This window comes from Cellulomonas sp. URHB0016, from assembly GCF_054057935.1.
This window is the reverse complement of the sequence record NZ_JBSRZU010000001.1, coordinates 2306600-2322606: the sequence shown is the minus strand read 5'-3', so window position 1 is coordinate 2322606 and position 16007 is coordinate 2306600. Positions and strand designations below refer to the sequence as shown.

Here is a 16007-nt window from a genome sequence, read left to right as displayed (position 1 = left end):
GCCCGGCTTGTATCGGCATCCCCGGCGAGACTATCGCGCGCTCGTACGGCAGGGTGAAGGCTCGTTCGCGAGCCGCGGCAGGCCACAGCGCCATGGAACTGACCAGCCCCCTGACCATCCCTCCGCTGTGGTCCTTCGACCGAAAGGACGGTGCGCCGCCATGACCGGGACACTGACCGGCCCTCTGCTCGACCTTCCCGACCAGACGCAGCAGGACGTCCTCCGGGAGGTCCGGTACCTGCTGGACGGCGCTCCCCGTGACGCCTCGTGCCTCCTCACGGGGTCGCTTGCCGAGGCCCTCGGCAACGAGCGGTCGGACATCGACGTCTACCTGGTCCTGCCCGACGCGGACCGGCCCAAGGGTCAGTCGACCTCCATCGGCATGCGCGGGAACCGGTACGTGGACTGTGAGTACATGGCGGTCGGCGGGCTGTCGAACCTCGCGGACCGTGCCGAGTCCGCCGCGTCCCTGGAGTCACCGCTCAGCACCAAGGAGGTCGACCGCTTCTACCGGATCGCCATCGCCTGCCGGTACCTGGTCCACCCGACGATGGCGGACCTCCTCGGTCGCTTCGAGCGTTCCCTGGCCTGCCAGGTCAGTGCCCGGCACTTCGCCCGGCTCGCCACGGTGGACGCCTGCCGGTCCGCGCTGCTCCTCGCGACCGGTGACCCACGCGGCGCGGCCCTGCGCATGCGCAGCGCCGCCCTGTCCCGCACGACGTCCGAGCTGGCTGCCGAGGGGGAGGGGTACCCGCCGACCAAGTGGGCGTTCGAGAAGGCGGCACGGCACTGGGGACGGGACAGCCCCCGGTTCGAGTCCCTGGTGAGGTCCGCCGGCTGCGGACCGGACGACGTCCTGACGGTGTGGGAGACCTTCGAGCCGCTCGTCGCCGGGACGATCGAGGCCCAGGGGCGGCACGTGCTCGGGAAGAGGTGGCGTCTCGAGCCGGGCGTGCAGCGGCTGGGCGGGTCCAGCGAGACGCTCGTGCGCGGCAGGTCGTCGATGCGCCACGTCGAGGCGCCGGCCGTCGAGCTGTGTGACCGGTTGGCTGCGGGCGAGAGCTGGGTCGAGGCGCGTCACCACGCCGCGAGCCGGCTGGGACTCGCCGAGCACGTGGTCCAGATCGGCGTCCAGCACCTGTTCGAGGCGATGCACGCCGACGGGTACGCCTCACCCGACGGCTCGGAACCCGACGGCTCGGAACCCGACGGCTCGGACGAGGAGGGTCGAACATGCTAGGGACTGAGCCGCTCGTCTCGTGGCTGCGTCACCGCAGGTACCTCAACGAGCACGAGCTGAACCTCATGGCCGTCCACTTCGACTACGAAGGGGCGCTGGCCGCGCGGCAGTACGGCCTTGCCTGGAACGCCCTGGAGCACGTCCTGCACTACTCCATCCTCATCTTCACCGCGCGCCGCGGGGCTCCGGTGGCATCCACCGGGGGGCGGGCCGAGAGCATCCGGCTGGCCCTCTCGGAGATCGCCCGGTGGAACCCCGGATGCGCGGACCGGGGTTGGGCGCTCGCGCTCCGCCCCCTCGACCTGTCCGAGGACGGCGTCCGCCAGGCGTTCGCCGACGTCACCGCGTTCGCCGTGGACGAGCTGGGCATCGACTCCGCCGCATCCCGTGCAGCGGCGACCAGAGCCTGGGCCGAGAGCGTCAACGAGATCCGCGTCGTCGGGTCCCTCGTCGGGCTGGCGAACAGCGACTCCTGGTACCTCCCGGACCCGAACGACGACCAGGGGCAGGCGACCTGGTTCGAGCAGGTGATGGGTCAGCTCGAGGCGTCGGTGTCCGAGGCCGTGCCCTGAGCACCGCAGCACACGGCGTCGCAGCCGTGTGCACCGAGACGAACCGCACTGGCGCTGCGGTCCGCAGACGACCATGCCGAGGGGAGCCGCGAACGATGCGCAAGCCGATATGGATCGTTTTCGAAGGCATCGACGGTAGTGGCAAGACCACGCAGGCGAAGCTGCTCGACGACTACCTGAACAGCCACGGGGTCAGGAGCCTCTACAAGCACGTCTTCGACACCGAGGCAGGCAGGCTCCTGCGCGGCATGTTCATCGAGAACGCGTTCAGCAACACCGTCGAGATCCTGGTCCTGTCCGCGGCGAGGCAGGCCTTCCTGGACGAGATGGCCGCGCTGGCCGACGACTACGACGTGCTGATCGTCGACAGGTTCTTCCTGTCGATCCTCGCCATGCAGGGCGTCGACGACGAGTCGGTCGAGCTGATCGAGCACCTTCGCGACAGCATCTGCGAGGAATGGCGCGACCACGTCGTCTTCCACGTGAGCACCCCGCCCGACGACTGCTCCCGCAGGTTGCAGAAGCGGTCCGCGCGGGACCGCATCGAGAAGAAGGGGGTCGACTTCCACCAGGTGGTCTTCGACCGGTACGCGACCTTGTTGAGCGACGAGCAGAACGTCCGTCACATCGACGGCGTCGGCGACGTGGAGACCATCCACCGGCGGGTCGTCGCCAGCACCTTGCGCCTGCTGGGCGCTGCCGCTGAGGACGACCCGGCGGCCGCGTCTCGGAGATCCCCGTCCACGCGCCCGTCCGACGCCGCGGCCGGGAGCACCGCCCGGGCGCACGAGATCCTGGAGGCCGCCGAATGGGTTCGGTAGATCCGGCGTCCCACGTCCTGGTGGTGTCGCTCCAGAAGAGCGGCACGAACCTGGTGGCCCGCACGATGGAGGAGGCCTTCGGATACACCTGCGTCGGCCACGGCATCCGTGACAGCTTCGACGACGTCCTCTCCCGGTTGCACGCCAAGGACTCCGGCGCGCGTGACCGCCGGTCGTTGCTCTCACAGCCTCGCTTGATGCTGGAGGTGCTCCAGGAGTACCCCGCTCCGACGTGCATGTTCCTGCACGGCCTCGAGATCGGGAGCCACCTGCTGGACTGGTGCTCGAGCGGCGAGCCTCGCATCCTGTTCAACTACCGCGACCCGCGCGACTCGCTGCTGTCGCTCGTCAACTACCTGCTCCAGCGCGCGAACGACCCCTACAGCCCGTTCGCCCGGAACATGATCTTCGCGGAGATCCTGAACGCGATGCCGAGCGCCTCGGCGCAGCTGGACTTCGCGATCAGGCACATGGGCGAGCACGTCGACAAGTACAGGCGCAACGACTGGCTGCTGTTCCACCCCGCCGTGGCCCAGGTCTCCTTCGAGGACCTCGTCGGCGCGGAGGGCGGGGGGAGCGAGGACCGGCAGCGGACGGCGGTCCGTCGCATCGGTGACTTCCTCGGGGCCGAGGCGGGCGACGAGGACGTCCGGATCTTCGACCCGACCGCCCGGACCTTCTTCCGCGGGCAGGTCGGAGCGTGGCGCGAGGTGTTCAGCGACGAGCAGGCACAGACCTTCGAGCGCCTGTACGGAGACGTCCTCCACACGTACGGCTACCCGCCGAGCTAGCCGGGCGGAACGCGCCCGCCGCACCCACCACAGCCCATCGCACCCAGGAGACGCCGGACCCATGGCACGACAGACCACCAGTGAGTCGCAGCTCGTCGACGGCTGCCTCGTCGACGCGGAGTTCCCCGAGATCCCCGGTTTCCAGCGCAACAAGGTGCGCGACTCCTACGCGCTGCCGGACCGGCGACGCCTCCTGATCGCGACCGACCGGCAGTCGGCGTTCGACCATGTCCTTGCTGCGGTCCCGTACAAGGGCCAGGTGCTCACGCAGACCGCTCGCTACTGGTTCGACCGGACCGCAGACGTCTGCCCGAACCACGTCATCTCGTACCCGGACCCCAACGTCGTCCTGGTCCGGGACCTGGAGATGCTCCCGATCGAGATCGTCGTGCGGGCCTACCTCACAGGCTCGACCAACACCAGCCTCTGGCCGATGTACGACCGGGGCGAGCGGGTGCTGTACGGCCACGAGCTCCCCGACGGGCTCAGGAAGAACCAGAAGCTGGCGACACCGATCGTGACACCGACGACGAAGCCGGCCGGCGGCGGGCACGACGAGCCGATCACCGAGGCAGAGATCCTCCAGTCCCAGCTCGTGACCACCGACCAGTGGCATCAGCTGGTGTCACGGAGCCTCGCCCTGTTCGCACGCGGGCAGGAGCTGGCGGCCGAGAAGGGGCTCATCCTCGTCGACACCAAGTACGAGTTCGGTGTGGACGAGGACGGCCAGGTGGTGGTCGCCGACGAGATCCACACCCCGGACTCCAGCAGGTTCTGGGTCGCCGACACCTACGAGGACCGGTTCGACGCAGGACAGGAGCCGGACAGCCTGGACAAGGAGTTCCTGCGCCTGTGGATCACGGGGCGGTGCGACCCGTACCGGGACGCGATCCCTCCTATCCCGACGGAGACGCTGATCGAGTTCAGCAACAAGTACATCGATCTGTTCGAGCGCCTCACCGGCCTGGAGCTCGAGCGGCCGGACCCGTCCGTGCCCGCCCGGGCACGCATCCACGCGGCACTGGCGAAGGAGCTGCCCGAGTACTTCTGACCCGTTCGCGTCCGTGGTGGACCGCCCGCCGTTCATCGAGCAGCTCCGAGGAGAAGACCGTGACGACCATATGGCTGACCGGGCTGTCAGGGGCCGGCAAGACCACGCTGGCGCACCAGCTCGTCCTGCGTCTGGGCCACCGGCCCGTCGAGCACCTGGACGGCGACGCGCTGCGGTCGTGGTTCACGGACGACCTCGGGTTCTCGCGAGCGCACCGGTCGCTGAACGTGCGACGGATCGGGCGCCTCGCTCATCTGCTCGGCAGGAACGGTGTGGTCTGCGTGGTCAGTGTCATATCTCCCTACGCGGAGGACCGGGAGTGGGTACGTGACCTGCACGAGCAGGAGGGTGTGGCCTTTCGAGAGGTGCACGTCGCGACACCCCTCGCCGTCTGCGAGGCGCGTGACCCGAAGGGCTTGTACGCGGCTGCACGGCGGGGGGACCTTCCCCTGCTGACCGGGGTCAACGACCCGTACGAGGCTCCCGCGGCGCCGTTCCACCGCACGGAGGACGGCCTGAGCGCCGCCGAGAACGCCCGAGCCCTGCTGGAGGAGCTCAGGCTCGGCGGGCTGGACCTGGACGGGGACCGCGGCATCGCGCTGCCGTCGAGCTAGTCGCCCTCCGCGGTCTGGCGTCAGCTCTGACGGGCCCGACGAGCACGGGCGTCGTCAGGCAGCCCACGGGGGAGCCATGACGTTGCCGCCGACGGTGGCCTCCATGCCGACGCTCGTGCAGGCGAGGGCCTCGGCGGGGGCGTCGGTCGTGTTCCGCAGGACCAGGGTCGCCCCGGCGGGGACGGTGAGCGCGTCGCCGGGTCCGAGCGCGACCTCGACCCCGGCGACGGTCGCGTCGAGGCGCCCGCGCTGCACGACGAAGACCTCCTCGCGGCTCATCGAGTGCGGCGGGCTGGCGGCGCCGGCCGGGGCGTCGACGTGCCAGAGGGCGAGCTCGGTCGTGCCCAGGCTCGGCGTCGCCAGCGGTCGGAACGTGAAACCGTGCAGGCGGAAGGCGCGGGCATCGGCAAGGTGCTGGACGGTCACGGTGGCTCCTGTTGGTCAAGGTGGTTGACTGTGTTCACCGTAGGACGCGCCACGCTCTCGGTCAAGGTGCTTGACGGAAAAGGACCATGATGACGACCACCCCTCCACCCACGGCCGCGCCGCACTCCGGGCTCGGCCTGCCGGAGCTGCTCCTGCTCGCCACCCGCGCGGTGTTCGAACGGACCCACGACGAGCTCGCCGCCCGCGGCGTCGCCGTCCGCCCCGCGCACGGCTACACGTTCCAGCTGCTCGCCAGCACCGGCGGGGCGTCCGGCGCCGAGGTCGCCCTGCACCTCGGCGTCACGAAGCAGGCCGCCGCGCAGCTCCTCGACGGGCTCGAGCGTGCGGGACTCGTCGAGCGCCGGGCGGACCCCCGCGACCACCGGGCGCGTCTCGCGGTCCTCACCGCCGCCGGCCGGGACGTGGTGCGGGCGGCGGGCGACGTGTGGCGCCAGGTCGAGGGCGAGGTGCGCGAGATGCTCGGGCCGGAGCGGTTCGAGGCCCTGAGCCAGGACCTGCGGCACGTCGCCGAGCACGGCGGCACGCTCGAGCCGCCGCTGCGGCTCAGGCCGGTCTGGTGACGTGCGGCCCTGGGGCTGACCGGCAAGGGTGCCGGGCCGGGCCGGGCCGGCCGGCGGGGCCGGCGGGCCGGTGGGTCAGGTCGGCGTCGGCACGGCAGGGGCGCGGAGGCCGAGCGAGCTCAGCTCGAGCGACGCGAGTGCGCGGACGACGTCGGGATCCCCGCGGCGCCACGCGTCGGCCGGGTCGTCGCTCACGCGGGCGAGCGCGCCGACGGGCTGCGTGGCGAGCGCCCGCAGCGCGAACAGGTCCAGGTCGGCGGCGGAGTCGAGGATGTGCCTGGCGGCGCGCGCGCGGCTGACGAAGCGCGCACGGGAGCGCAGCCAGGCCGCGGCGACGAGCACGATCGGGACCAGGGCGATGGTGAGCCCGAGCACCAGCGCGAGGTGGAGCGCGCCCTCCTGCACCTCGACCCCCGCGCGTGCGATCGAGTCCCCTGCGCCACCGGCCGCAGCGAAGGGCGCGCGTGCGTCGTCGCCGACGAGCGGGACGCGCGCGACGGTCTCCCCGGCGGAGGACATGCTGTCCGCCAGGGAGGACCCGGCGTCCTCCAGCGTCCGGCCCGGGGCGGCGAGCCGTCCCACGACGTCATGCACCCACAGCCCGGCCCGCGCCCAGAACACGATCCAGCCGACGACGAGGAGGTCGCCGATCACCTGGCGTGCACGGCGCCACGGGGTCTGCGCGTAGAGGGTCACCCCGACATCTTGGCGCGCGCGGCCCGGGTTGCCCGGCGGAGTGGCGATCACAGAACGGGATCCGGCACGCTCACCCCTTCGGACGACCGCGAGCAGGAGGCACTGACGAGTGGATCACCGCATCGGCGGCGCAGGTGGCGCGGCAAACGGGGGATGTCGGGCCGAGTTCGGCAATCGTGTGCGCCCGGCCCTCATGAACGGCGCCGCAGGGACCGATCCATCCGGGACGCGACGACCGGTGGGGCGCATCTCGTGGATCCGGAGCGAATGCTGCCCTGCTCACCGTCGTGAGCTCCCGGTGAGAACGGTTCGCGCGTCAGCCGCAGCACGACGTCAACCACGGAGGCCGCACGTGCCCGATCGATCCCGTCGCATGGGCGGTATCGCCCTGGTCGCCGCAGCGTCCGTGCTGCTGAGCCTCGCCGGCCCGTCAGCGGCGTCCGCCGCCGATCCGGTGACCTCGACGGTGTCGGGTGAGCTGCTGCGTGTCTCGAACGACGCGGTCCCCACGTTCCCCGGGGAGACCGTCGGCGACGGGTACCTCATCGAGACGGTCGACGGGACCCTCGTCCCCGTCGACCTGCCGGCGGCGTACGAGGACTTCGAGGCGGGCACGAGCATCGTCGCGCGGCTGTCGGAGCCCGACGCCGACGGCGTCCGGGACGTCGTCTCGGCGACGCTCACCGAGCCGGCCGTGGCCGCGACGACGACCGCACCGACGACCGCCCACCACGCCTACGTCGTGGTCGTCGACGACCCGACGGTGACCAGCGACATCACCCCGGCCCAGGCGGACGCGATGACGGCGAGCGCCGAGAGCTACTGGCTCCGCGAGGCGCGTGGCGCCATCTCGACGTTCGACACCCCCGGGTGGGCGACGCTCGCGACGACCACGAGCAGCTGCGCGATGGACAGCTCGACGTTGTGGACCAAGGGCAAGGCACTGTTCCCCGGTGTGAGCTTCGGCAGCTCGGGCAACCACCTGATCATCTTCTCGCCGTCGACCTGCGGCTACTCGTACGCCGGCATCGCGCAGGTCGGTGCGAGCCTGGCCAACGGTGGCCTGGTCCAGATCGTCGGCACGCAGTGGTCGATCGTCGCCCACGAGATCGGGCACAACCTGAGCCTCGGGCACGCCAACCTGGAGTACGTCGGCACGAGCTCGGCCGTCACGATCGGCCAATACTACGGAGCGTTCGGCCCGATGAGCGCCACCGTCGGCGGGTACCCGCCCACCACGCTGGAGGCGGCGTTCCAGGATCTGCTGACGCTGCCGGGCCGTGACTCGCACGTCGCCACGCTGGGCTGGCCGGGCCAGGCGACGACGACGACCGTGGTGCTGAGCCCGGCGTCCGGGAGCGCGGGCATCACCGCGGCGACCTTCACCGACCCCGCGGACGGTGCGCGGTACTTCGTGGAGTACCGGTCGGGCGCCGACACCGGCGCCTTCTACACGGCGCCGGGAGCCCGGCTCACTGTGAACGGGCGCACCATCTCCTACACGCCCGGCGTGCACGTGACGCGCGTCGACGGGCGGACGCTGACGACGCTCTCCACGTACGACGGTGCGGGTCTGGCGTGGGCCACGCACCAGCCGGGGGAGGCGTACATCGCCGCGTCGGGACGCTTCGCGGTGGCGGTGAGGTCGACGTCCACGTCCGACGCGACGGTCGCCATCACCCTCGCCGGCGACGGCGGCCTGCCGGGCCCGAGACCCCGCGGGTCCCTGCCCGCCACCCGGACCACCGTGACGGCTCCCGCGTGGGTCGACGTCACGACCCCCTTCACCGTCTCGGTCCGGTCGACCGCGACCGACGGCCCGCTGTCGGGCCCGGTGACGCTGCAGGTCGACGCGCTCGCCGCCGTCGTGGGGACCATGACGGACGGCCTGGCCACCTTCGCCTTCCCCGCAGGCTCCGTGGCGCGGGGCACGCACACGATGACCGGCACGTACCTGGCGTCGTCGAGCCACGGGCAGTCGGCCGGTACCGCGACCATGGCGGTCGCAGGGACCGTCGAGACGTCCACCACGAGCGTCACGTTGTCGGCCCCCACGATCGCCGCGGGCAGCTCGGCGACCGCGACCGTGAGGGTCGCCTCGCTGCGGCCGGCAGCCGGCTCCTACGAGCTCCGCGTCGACGGCGCCGCGGTCGCGACGGGAACGCTCACGGACGGCGCGGGGACGGTGAGCCTGCCGACGTCGCTCAAGGTCGGCAGCCACACCGTCGTGGCCGCGTACCTGGGCGCGCCGGACGTGCTGCCCTCCACCTCGACGTCCGTCCCGCTGACGGTGGCCAAGGGGGCGACCGTGACCCGCATCACCGCCACCGGCTTCACGCCCGGCGCGAGGCCGAAGGTCACCGTCACGGTCGCTCCGGTGTCCGGCCAGCCGCCGGCGACCGGCACGGTCGACCTCTACAAGGGGTCGGTGAAGCTGGCGAGCCTGGTGCTCGACCAGGGCACGGCGACGTGGAGCGGGTCGACGTGGGTGTCCAGCACGTACTCCCTCACCGCCACGTACCTCGGCAGCGTCGACCACGCCGCGTCCAGCGCGACGGCCGTCCTCCGCACGAGCAAGGTGGCGACCGCGGCGGCCGGGCGCGTCGTGGGGACCGGTGCGACCCGCACGTCCGGCGGCGGCACGGCTGCGACCGGCCCGGTCGCCCCTGTCGTCGCCGGCCGACCGCCGGCGACCGGCACGGTGAGCCTCAGCGCGAGCCCGTCGTCGGCGCTCCTTGCCGCGACCGGGACGGTCGGGCTGTTCGACGGCTCGGCCACGGTGGACGGTCCGGGGCTGCTCGGCGCCCGCGCCACGTGGACCGGGCCGGTCTGGGACGCCGACACGCATCCGCTGTCCGCAGGTCTGCTGACCGTGCACCACTCGGGCGACGCGAACGTGAAGCCACGAACCTGCTCGGCGACCAGCACCGTCGTCTGGTGGTGACCGTGCTCGTGGTCGTCACGGTCGAGTCCGGGCCCGCCGCCCGGCGCGGCTGGGTCGGGTGCTCGGGTGCGCCGAGGACCGCCGCCGCACAGAGTGCGGCGGACCGTCCCGCTCGGGGCTGAGCAGGACGGTCCGCCCGTCACCCTGGGTGCCGGGGACGTGACCTGTCAGGTCACGTCCCGCGACTCAGCTCGCGACGCGGAGGTAGAAGGCGACGCCCTCGTAGGTGTAGCCCGGGAGCGTCTGGACCAGTGCCACCTCGTCGGGGTTCGCCGTGTAGAAGTGGGTGCCGGACGCGGGACGGAAGAACCGGTGCATGGGCGACAGGCCGGTGCCCGGTGCGGCGGAGACCCGGCCCGCGACCCCGTCGAGGGAGTACTGCGGGAACGTCAGGACCTGGTTGTACTCCGCGGCGTTCGCCGTGTAGAAGTGCGTGCCCGCCCCCTTGAGCTGGAAGCGGTTCAGGTCCTGCAGGCTCGCACCCGACGTCCCGGGGGCCTTGATGTAGGCCACGAGGCCCTCGTACCGGTACTCGGGGTACCCGATCACCGCGTTCCGCTCGGCGACGGACGTCGAGTAGAAGTGCGTCCCCGTGCCCGGCCGGTAGAAGCGGTAGAACGGCATCTCACCCGCGGCGGGCGTGCTGTGCGGGTACTCGGCCAGGAGGACGTACGCCCACAGGCCGTACTGGGACTGCACGATCGCGATGCCCGAGTCGGTGAAGTTGGCCTGCAGGCTGCCGTCCTCCTCGAGTGCGTCCTCCACCTTCTGGAGGAACGTCCCCACGTCGGTGCTGCGCCATGAGTAGATGGCCTGGAGCCCGTCGACCGCACCGGCCGGGACCCTCGATGCGAGGTACTCGTCCGGGGCCAGCTCGGTGGAGCCGCTCGCCGCCTCCGAGCTCGCCCAGTCCCGGGCGATGGCGTCGAGCGACCCGTGACGGATGACCGGCGGGGCGCCCTGGCCGAGGCGCGCCAGGTTGAGCGTCTGGAACGCGGTCCAGTCGACGTCCGGGATCGAGAGGTCGGTCGCCGCCTCCACCGAGTCGGAGGACGACGTCGAGTCCGACGCCCCGGGCGCGAGACGTGCGGACGGGGCACCATCCGTGCCGCCGATCGGGGCGACGAGCTTGTGGAACGCCGGCGCGGGGCTGGGCGACGAGGCCGCGTCTGCGGCACTCGCGGCTCCGCTCAGAGCGATGGTCAGTGAAAGGCCGAGGGCGAGCCTGGCCAGCGTGCGGGAGCGCACAAAGTCCTCCGATGGTGTGGGGTCCCGTGTCCGTCCGGCGCACGGGGCGCGTTCACCCTAGAGGCGTAACGGTTGCGTTCACCCAGGCGAATGACGGCGTGTCGGCAGGCACGTCGAGGTAACCAGGGCGGCGGGCGGCCGGGGCCGCAGCGGAGCCTCGTCGCGCGTACGAAACGATTCCGGGCTAGTGGGACCGGGGGTCGCGGCCGGAGGATCGGCGCAGCCGCAGCCCGACGACGGGCCGAGCCTGACGAAGGAGTCGACCCATGCCCCGGTCCGCGCTGTCCGACGCAACGACCGCGCGCAGGCGGCGACGCCGGCGGGGAGTCTCGCTGGTCCTCGCGACGGTGCTCACCGCGTCCGGGATGGGCGTCGCGCTGGCCGGCTCGACCGGGACGACCCCGCCCGCGCAGGCCGCCGTCCTGCCCTACCAGGACGCGACGCTGCCCACGGCGACCCGGGTCGCCGACCTGCTCGGCCGCATGACGCTCGAGGACAAGATCGGCCAGATGACGCAGGCCGAGCGCGCGGTGGTGACCGCGTCGGACCTGACGACGTACCGGCTCGGGTCGGTCCTCTCGGGCGGCGGCTCGGCACCGTCCTCCAACACCACGACCGGCTGGGCGGACCTCTACGACGGCCTCCAGCGCGGGGCGCTCGCGACGCCCCTGCAGATCCCGATGCTGTACGGCGTCGACGCCGTGCACGGGAACAACAACGCCTACGGCGCGACGATCTTCCCGCACAACATCGGCCTCGGCGCCACGCGTGACCCGCAGCTCGTGCAGGACATCGGCCGGGCGGTCGCCGAGGAGGTGTCGGCCACGGGCGTGGACTGGACCTTCGCGCCGTGCCTGTGCACCGTCCGCGACGACCGGTGGGGGCGGACCTACGAGTCGTTCGGCGAGGACCCGGCGATCACGTCGTCGATGACGACGATCGTCACCGGCTTCCAGGGCGAGCGGCTCGGGGGGTCCGCGTCGATCCTCGCGACGGCGAAGCACTTCCTCGCCGACGGCGGCACCGCGACGGGCGACGACCAGGGCGACGCCCGGATCAGCGAGGCCGAGCTGCGGGCGATCCACCTGCCGCCGTTCAAGGCCGCCGTCGACAAGGGCGTCGGCTCGGTGATGGTGTCGTACAGCAGCTGGAACGGCGTCAAGATGCACGGCAACAAGTACCTGCTCACGGACGTGCTCAAGGGCGAGCTCGGGTTCACGGGCTTCGTGGTGTCCGACTGGGCGGCCATCGACCAGCTCGACGGCGCCAAGGGCTTCACCGCCCAGGAGGTCGCGACGTCGGTGAACGCCGGCATCGACATGGTGATGGTGCCGAACGAGTACAAGACGTTCCTCACGTACCTGAAGCAGGACGTGCAGAACGGCGCGATCCCGATCTCCCGGATCGACGACGCGGTCAGCCGCATCCTCACCAAGAAGTTCGAGCTGGGCCTGTTCGAGCGGCCCTACGCCGACCGGTCCTTCGCGTCGACGGTGGGCAGCACCGCGCACCGTGCGCTCGCCCGCACGGCGGTCGCCAGGTCACAGGTCATCCTGAAGAACTCGGGCGTCCTGCCGCTCGCGAAGACCGGCGGCAAGGTGTGCGTGGCCGGGAAGAACGCGAACGACATCGGCCGCCAGAGCGGCGGCTGGACCCTCACCTGGCAGGGCGCGAGCGGTTCGACGGTGCCGGGCACGACGATCCTGCAGGGCATCCAGCAGGTCGGCCGCACCACGACGTTCGCCGCCGACGCGAGCAACGTCGACTCGTCGTGCTCCGTGGCGGTCGCGGTGGTCGGTGAGACGCCGTACGCGGAGGGGCAGGGCGACCGGCCCGACGGCCTCTCGCTGGACTCGACCGACACCGCGGCGCTCCAGCGCATCCGGTCCTCCGGCGTCCCGACGGTCGCCGTGCTGGTCTCCGGCCGTCCCCTGGACATCTCCGGCGTGCTGCCCTGGGTCAGCGCGTTCGACGCGGCGTGGCTGCCGGGCAGCGAGGGTGCCGGTGTGGCCGACGTGCTGTTCGGCGCGGTCGCGCCGAGCGGGAAGCTGCCCGTGTCGTGGCCGGCCACCGCGACGCAGGAGCCGGTCAACGCGGGCGACGGCCAGACGCCGCTGTTCCCGCTCGGCGCCGGCCTGACCTGGCCGACCGGCGGGGGCGACGTGATCGCGCCGTCGGCGCCGACCGCGCTCGCCGTGACCGGCACGACGACCACGTCCGTGTCGCTCACCTGGACGGCGTCCACCGACGCGGTCGGCGTGAGCGGCTACGACGTGTACCGCGGCAGCACGCTCGCCGGGACCGCCACCGGGACCACCTTCACGGACACCGGGCTGACGCCGGGCACGGCGTACTCGTACACCGTCAAGGCGCGGGACGCCGCGGGCAACGTGTCGTCCGCCTCGGGCAGCGCGACCGCGACGACCGTCGCCGTACCGGTCGACGGCAGCGCGCCGACCGTCCCGACCGGCCTGACCGCCGGGTCGACGACGAGCAGCACGGTGCCCCTCACGTGGACGGCGTCGACGGACGACGTCGGCGTCGCGGGCTACGACGTCTACCGCGGCACGACCCGGGTCGCGACGACGACGACCACCTCGTACACCGACACCGGCCTGTCGGCCGGCACGGCGTACTCGTACTCGGTACGGGCGAAGGACGCCGCGGGCAACGTCTCGGCCGCGTCCGCCGCGGTGACGGCGACGACGCAGGCGGGCTCGTCGAGCACGACGGCGTGCACCGCGACCTGGCGCACCGACAACAGCTGGGGCAGCGGGTTCACGGCGACCGTCACGGTCCGGTCGACGGGCACCGCGGCGCTGCGGGGCTGGCTGGTCACGTGGACGTGGCCCGACGGCGCGCAGCTCGCGAACGGCTGGAACGCCTCCTTCTCACGCAGCGGCGGCACGCAGTCCGCGGCGAGCCTGCCCTGGAACGGCGCGCTCGCACCCTCCGCCTCCGCCGCGTTCGGCTTGCAGGGCTCCACCACGTCGGGAGCGCCGGCGCCGGTGCTGACCTGCGTGGGGAGCTGAGGCGGCCCTGATCCGCTAGCGTCGCCGTACCCCGGCGGTCGGACGCCGGCCGTGCCCGTCGTGGCCGGCGTCCGGGGTGCGAGCGAGAGGCGGGGACGTGGACAAGCTCGTCCGGCTGTACGGCGTGATGGCCGTCGTGGTGGGCGCCGCCGTCGTCGGCTGCGCCCTGCTCGTCGGCGTCGCGGGTGCGGTGGCCGTGCGGCACGGGTCGACCGGCAGGGTCGTCGTCGCGCGCGCGGCCTGCTGGGTGACGCTCGTCGTCGGGGCCGCCGTCTCGGCCTTCCTGACGCTCACGCCGGCCGGCACCGGCAGCGGCAGCTCTGTGAACCTCGTGCCGCTGAGCGTCATCTCGCGGGCGGGGGCGAGCGCGTCGAACCAGGTGCAGCTCGTCGGCAACCTGCTGCTGCTGTCGTGGCTCGGCCTCCTGCTGCCGGTGGTGTCCCGACGGGTCCGCACGGTGCTCCGGACGACGGCGGTCGTCGCCGCCGCGTCGGTCGCGATCGAGGTCGTGCAGCACTCGCTCCACCTGGGACGTTCCTCGGCGCTCGACGACGTCCTGCTCAACACGCTCGGTGGCGCGGCCGCCGCCGCGGTCGGCGTCCTCGTGCTCGCACCCCGGATGCGGCGGCTCGAGAGGGGGACGCGGCCGGGAGACGAGGACGCTGCCCGGCGGGGTCAGGACACCCCGACGAGCAGCCCGCCCACCACGGCGTCGTCGACCGCGCGGTAGCCGTACCCCGGGCGCCGGACGGTCAGCGGTCGCCCGTCAGGCCACGGTGCCGCTGTGCGACGCCGCCGACGCCGTACGGGTAGTCGTCGACGGTCGGCGCACTCGCTCCGGTGAGCCGGGTCAGCTCGTCGTCGGTGAGGTCGAGGTCTCCCGCTGCCAGGTTGTCGAGCAGCTGGTCGACCGTGCGGGCACCGAGGATCACGGACGTGACCGCGGGCCGGCCGCCGAGCCAGGCGAGCGCCACCTGCGACATCGGCACCCCGCGTGCCTGAGCCACGTCACGCACGGCATCCACCACGCGCCACGTGCGGTCCTGGGCGTTGCGCGCCTTCCAGGCCTCCATGCCCCGCTCGGGGTTCTCGCCGAGCCGCGTCGCTCCCTGCGGGGGCACGTCCCGCTCGTACTTGCCGGTGAGCCAGCCACCGCCCAGCGGGGACCAGGGGAGGAGCCCGACGCCGGCGTCCAGCGCGGCGGGCACGACCTCGTGCTCGATGTCCCGGACCAGCAGGTTGTACTGGGGCTGGAGCGTGACCGCCGCCGCCCAGCCGTGCGCCCGGGCGACGTGCACCGCCTTCGTGAGCTGCCAGCCGAGGTAGTTGGAGAAGCCGTAGTAGGAGATCTTCCCCGCACGCACGGCGTCGTCGAGGAACCGCAGGGTCTCCTCGACCGGGGTGAGGGCGTCCCACGCGTGCACCTGGTAGAGGTCGACGTGCTCGACACCGAGGCGGCGCAGCGACGCGTCGAGCGCGTCGCGCAGGTGGCGGCGGGACAGGCCGACGTCGTTCGGTCCGGGACCCGTGGGGAAGCGGCCCTTGGTCGCGACGACGAGCTGCCGGGCCTCGGTCGGATGGGCGGCGAGCCACCGGCCGACGATCTCCTCCGAGGCCCCGGCCGAGTAGACGTCCGCCGTGTCGAGGAACGTGCCGCCGTGCTCCACGAACGCGGTCAGGATGTCGCCCGAGGTCGTCTCGTCGGCCTCGGAGCCGAACGTCATCGTGCCGAGGCAGTGCGTCGAGACGACGGTGCCGCTGGGACCGAGCGTGCGGTACTGCATGGACGACCTCCTCGGGGGCGGTGCACGGGACGTGTCCGACGACATCACGACCGGTGGAGGTGCGCCACCGTGGCGGATGCTCGCCGGGGATGCCGGGCGGTCAGCCGCGCAGGTCGAGGCGCGCACCCCCGGTGTGCCGTCCGGTGGAGGCAAGATGGCCCTGCCACCGCACGACGATCCGCTACGACAGGCCCGGAAGGTCGACGC

14 protein-coding genes are annotated in these 16007 nt (G+C 72.5%); 10 read left to right on the top strand and 4 right to left on the bottom strand.

Features of this window, described 5'->3' with window-relative positions; all coding sequences use genetic code 11:
- The first annotated feature begins 160 nt into the window (after window positions 1-160).
- From ACVW07_RS10705 to cysC, 6 genes are all read left to right on the top strand, one after another.
- Window positions 161-1240: a hypothetical protein gene (locus ACVW07_RS10705; RefSeq protein WP_456819233.1), complete on the top strand. Its 1080-nt coding sequence runs from the start codon at window positions 161-163 to the stop codon at window positions 1238-1240.
- The gene (locus ACVW07_RS10700; protein WP_456819232.1) at window positions 1234-1812 is read left to right on the top strand and encodes a hypothetical protein; all 579 of its coding nucleotides are present in this window, start codon (window positions 1234-1236) and stop codon (window positions 1810-1812) included. Before ACVW07_RS10705 ends, ACVW07_RS10700 begins: the two co-directional genes overlap by 7 nt.
- Window positions 1813-1907: 95 nt before the next feature.
- Window positions 1908-2633 (top strand): dTMP kinase, encoded by a 726-nt coding sequence (gene tmk / locus ACVW07_RS10695; protein WP_456819231.1) that lies wholly within the window; start codon window positions 1908-1910, stop codon window positions 2631-2633.
- A gap of 23 nt (window positions 2634-2656) precedes the next feature.
- On the top strand, window positions 2657-3424 hold the full coding sequence (locus ACVW07_RS10690; RefSeq protein ID WP_456819230.1) for a hypothetical protein: 768 nt from the start codon (window positions 2657-2659) through the stop codon (window positions 3422-3424).
- A gap of 61 nt (window positions 3425-3485) precedes the next feature.
- Window positions 3486-4475: a phosphoribosylaminoimidazolesuccinocarboxamide synthase gene (locus ACVW07_RS10685; protein WP_456819229.1), complete on the top strand. Its 990-nt coding sequence runs from the start codon at window positions 3486-3488 to the stop codon at window positions 4473-4475.
- The gene (gene cysC / locus ACVW07_RS10680; protein ID WP_456821064.1) at window positions 4472-5089 is read left to right on the top strand and encodes an adenylyl-sulfate kinase; all 618 of its coding nucleotides are present in this window, start codon (window positions 4472-4474) and stop codon (window positions 5087-5089) included. Before ACVW07_RS10685 ends, cysC begins: the two co-directional genes overlap by 4 nt.
- Before the next feature lie 54 nt (window positions 5090-5143).
- Here the strand turns inward: cysC and ACVW07_RS10675 are convergent, their stop codons facing one another.
- The gene (locus ACVW07_RS10675; protein ID WP_456819228.1) at window positions 5144-5515 is read right to left on the bottom strand and encodes a cupin domain-containing protein; all 372 of its coding nucleotides are present in this window, start codon (window positions 5513-5515) and stop codon (window positions 5144-5146) included.
- 89 nt (window positions 5516-5604) lie between these two features.
- Here ACVW07_RS10675 and ACVW07_RS10670 point away from each other — a divergent pair, with 89 nt between their 5' ends.
- Complete coding sequence (locus tag ACVW07_RS10670) at window positions 5605-6096, top strand: MarR family winged helix-turn-helix transcriptional regulator (RefSeq protein ID WP_456819227.1); 492 nt, start codon at window positions 5605-5607, stop codon at window positions 6094-6096.
- Between the two features lie 75 nt (window positions 6097-6171).
- On the opposite strand, the gene ACVW07_RS10665 is transcribed toward ACVW07_RS10670, so the two are convergent.
- Complete coding sequence (locus ACVW07_RS10665; RefSeq protein WP_456819226.1) at window positions 6172-6792, bottom strand: hypothetical protein; 621 nt, start codon at window positions 6790-6792, stop codon at window positions 6172-6174.
- Window positions 6793-7144: 352 nt separating this feature from the next.
- On the opposite strand from ACVW07_RS10665, the gene ACVW07_RS10660 reads away from it, so the two are divergent.
- Window positions 7145-9736, top strand: coding sequence for an Ig-like domain repeat protein (locus ACVW07_RS10660; protein WP_456819225.1), 2592 nt, complete (start codon window positions 7145-7147; stop codon window positions 9734-9736).
- Between the two features lie 186 nt (window positions 9737-9922).
- Here ACVW07_RS10660 and ACVW07_RS10655 read toward each other — a convergent pair whose 3' ends face one another.
- On the bottom strand, window positions 9923-10984 hold the full coding sequence (locus tag ACVW07_RS10655; protein ID WP_456819224.1) for a hypothetical protein: 1062 nt from the start codon (window positions 10982-10984) through the stop codon (window positions 9923-9925).
- 266 nt (window positions 10985-11250) lie between these two features.
- Here ACVW07_RS10655 and ACVW07_RS10650 point away from each other — a divergent pair, with 266 nt between their 5' ends.
- Together ACVW07_RS10650 and ACVW07_RS10645 are read left to right on the top strand one after the other, a co-directional pair.
- A complete protein-coding gene (locus tag ACVW07_RS10650; protein ID WP_456819223.1) occupies window positions 11251-14016 on the top strand; it encodes a glycoside hydrolase family 3 N-terminal domain-containing protein in 2766 nt (921 codons plus the stop codon).
- A 97-nt stretch (window positions 14017-14113) separates the two neighbouring features.
- On the top strand, window positions 14114-14746 hold the full coding sequence (locus ACVW07_RS10645) for a VanZ family protein (RefSeq protein WP_456819222.1): 633 nt from the start codon (window positions 14114-14116) through the stop codon (window positions 14744-14746).
- A 22-nt stretch (window positions 14747-14768) separates the two neighbouring features.
- Here ACVW07_RS10645 and ACVW07_RS10640 read toward each other — a convergent pair whose 3' ends face one another.
- Window positions 14769-15800 (bottom strand): aldo/keto reductase, encoded by a 1032-nt coding sequence (locus ACVW07_RS10640; RefSeq protein ID WP_456819221.1) that lies wholly within the window; start codon window positions 15798-15800, stop codon window positions 14769-14771.
- Window positions 15801-16007 lie beyond the last annotated feature (207 nt).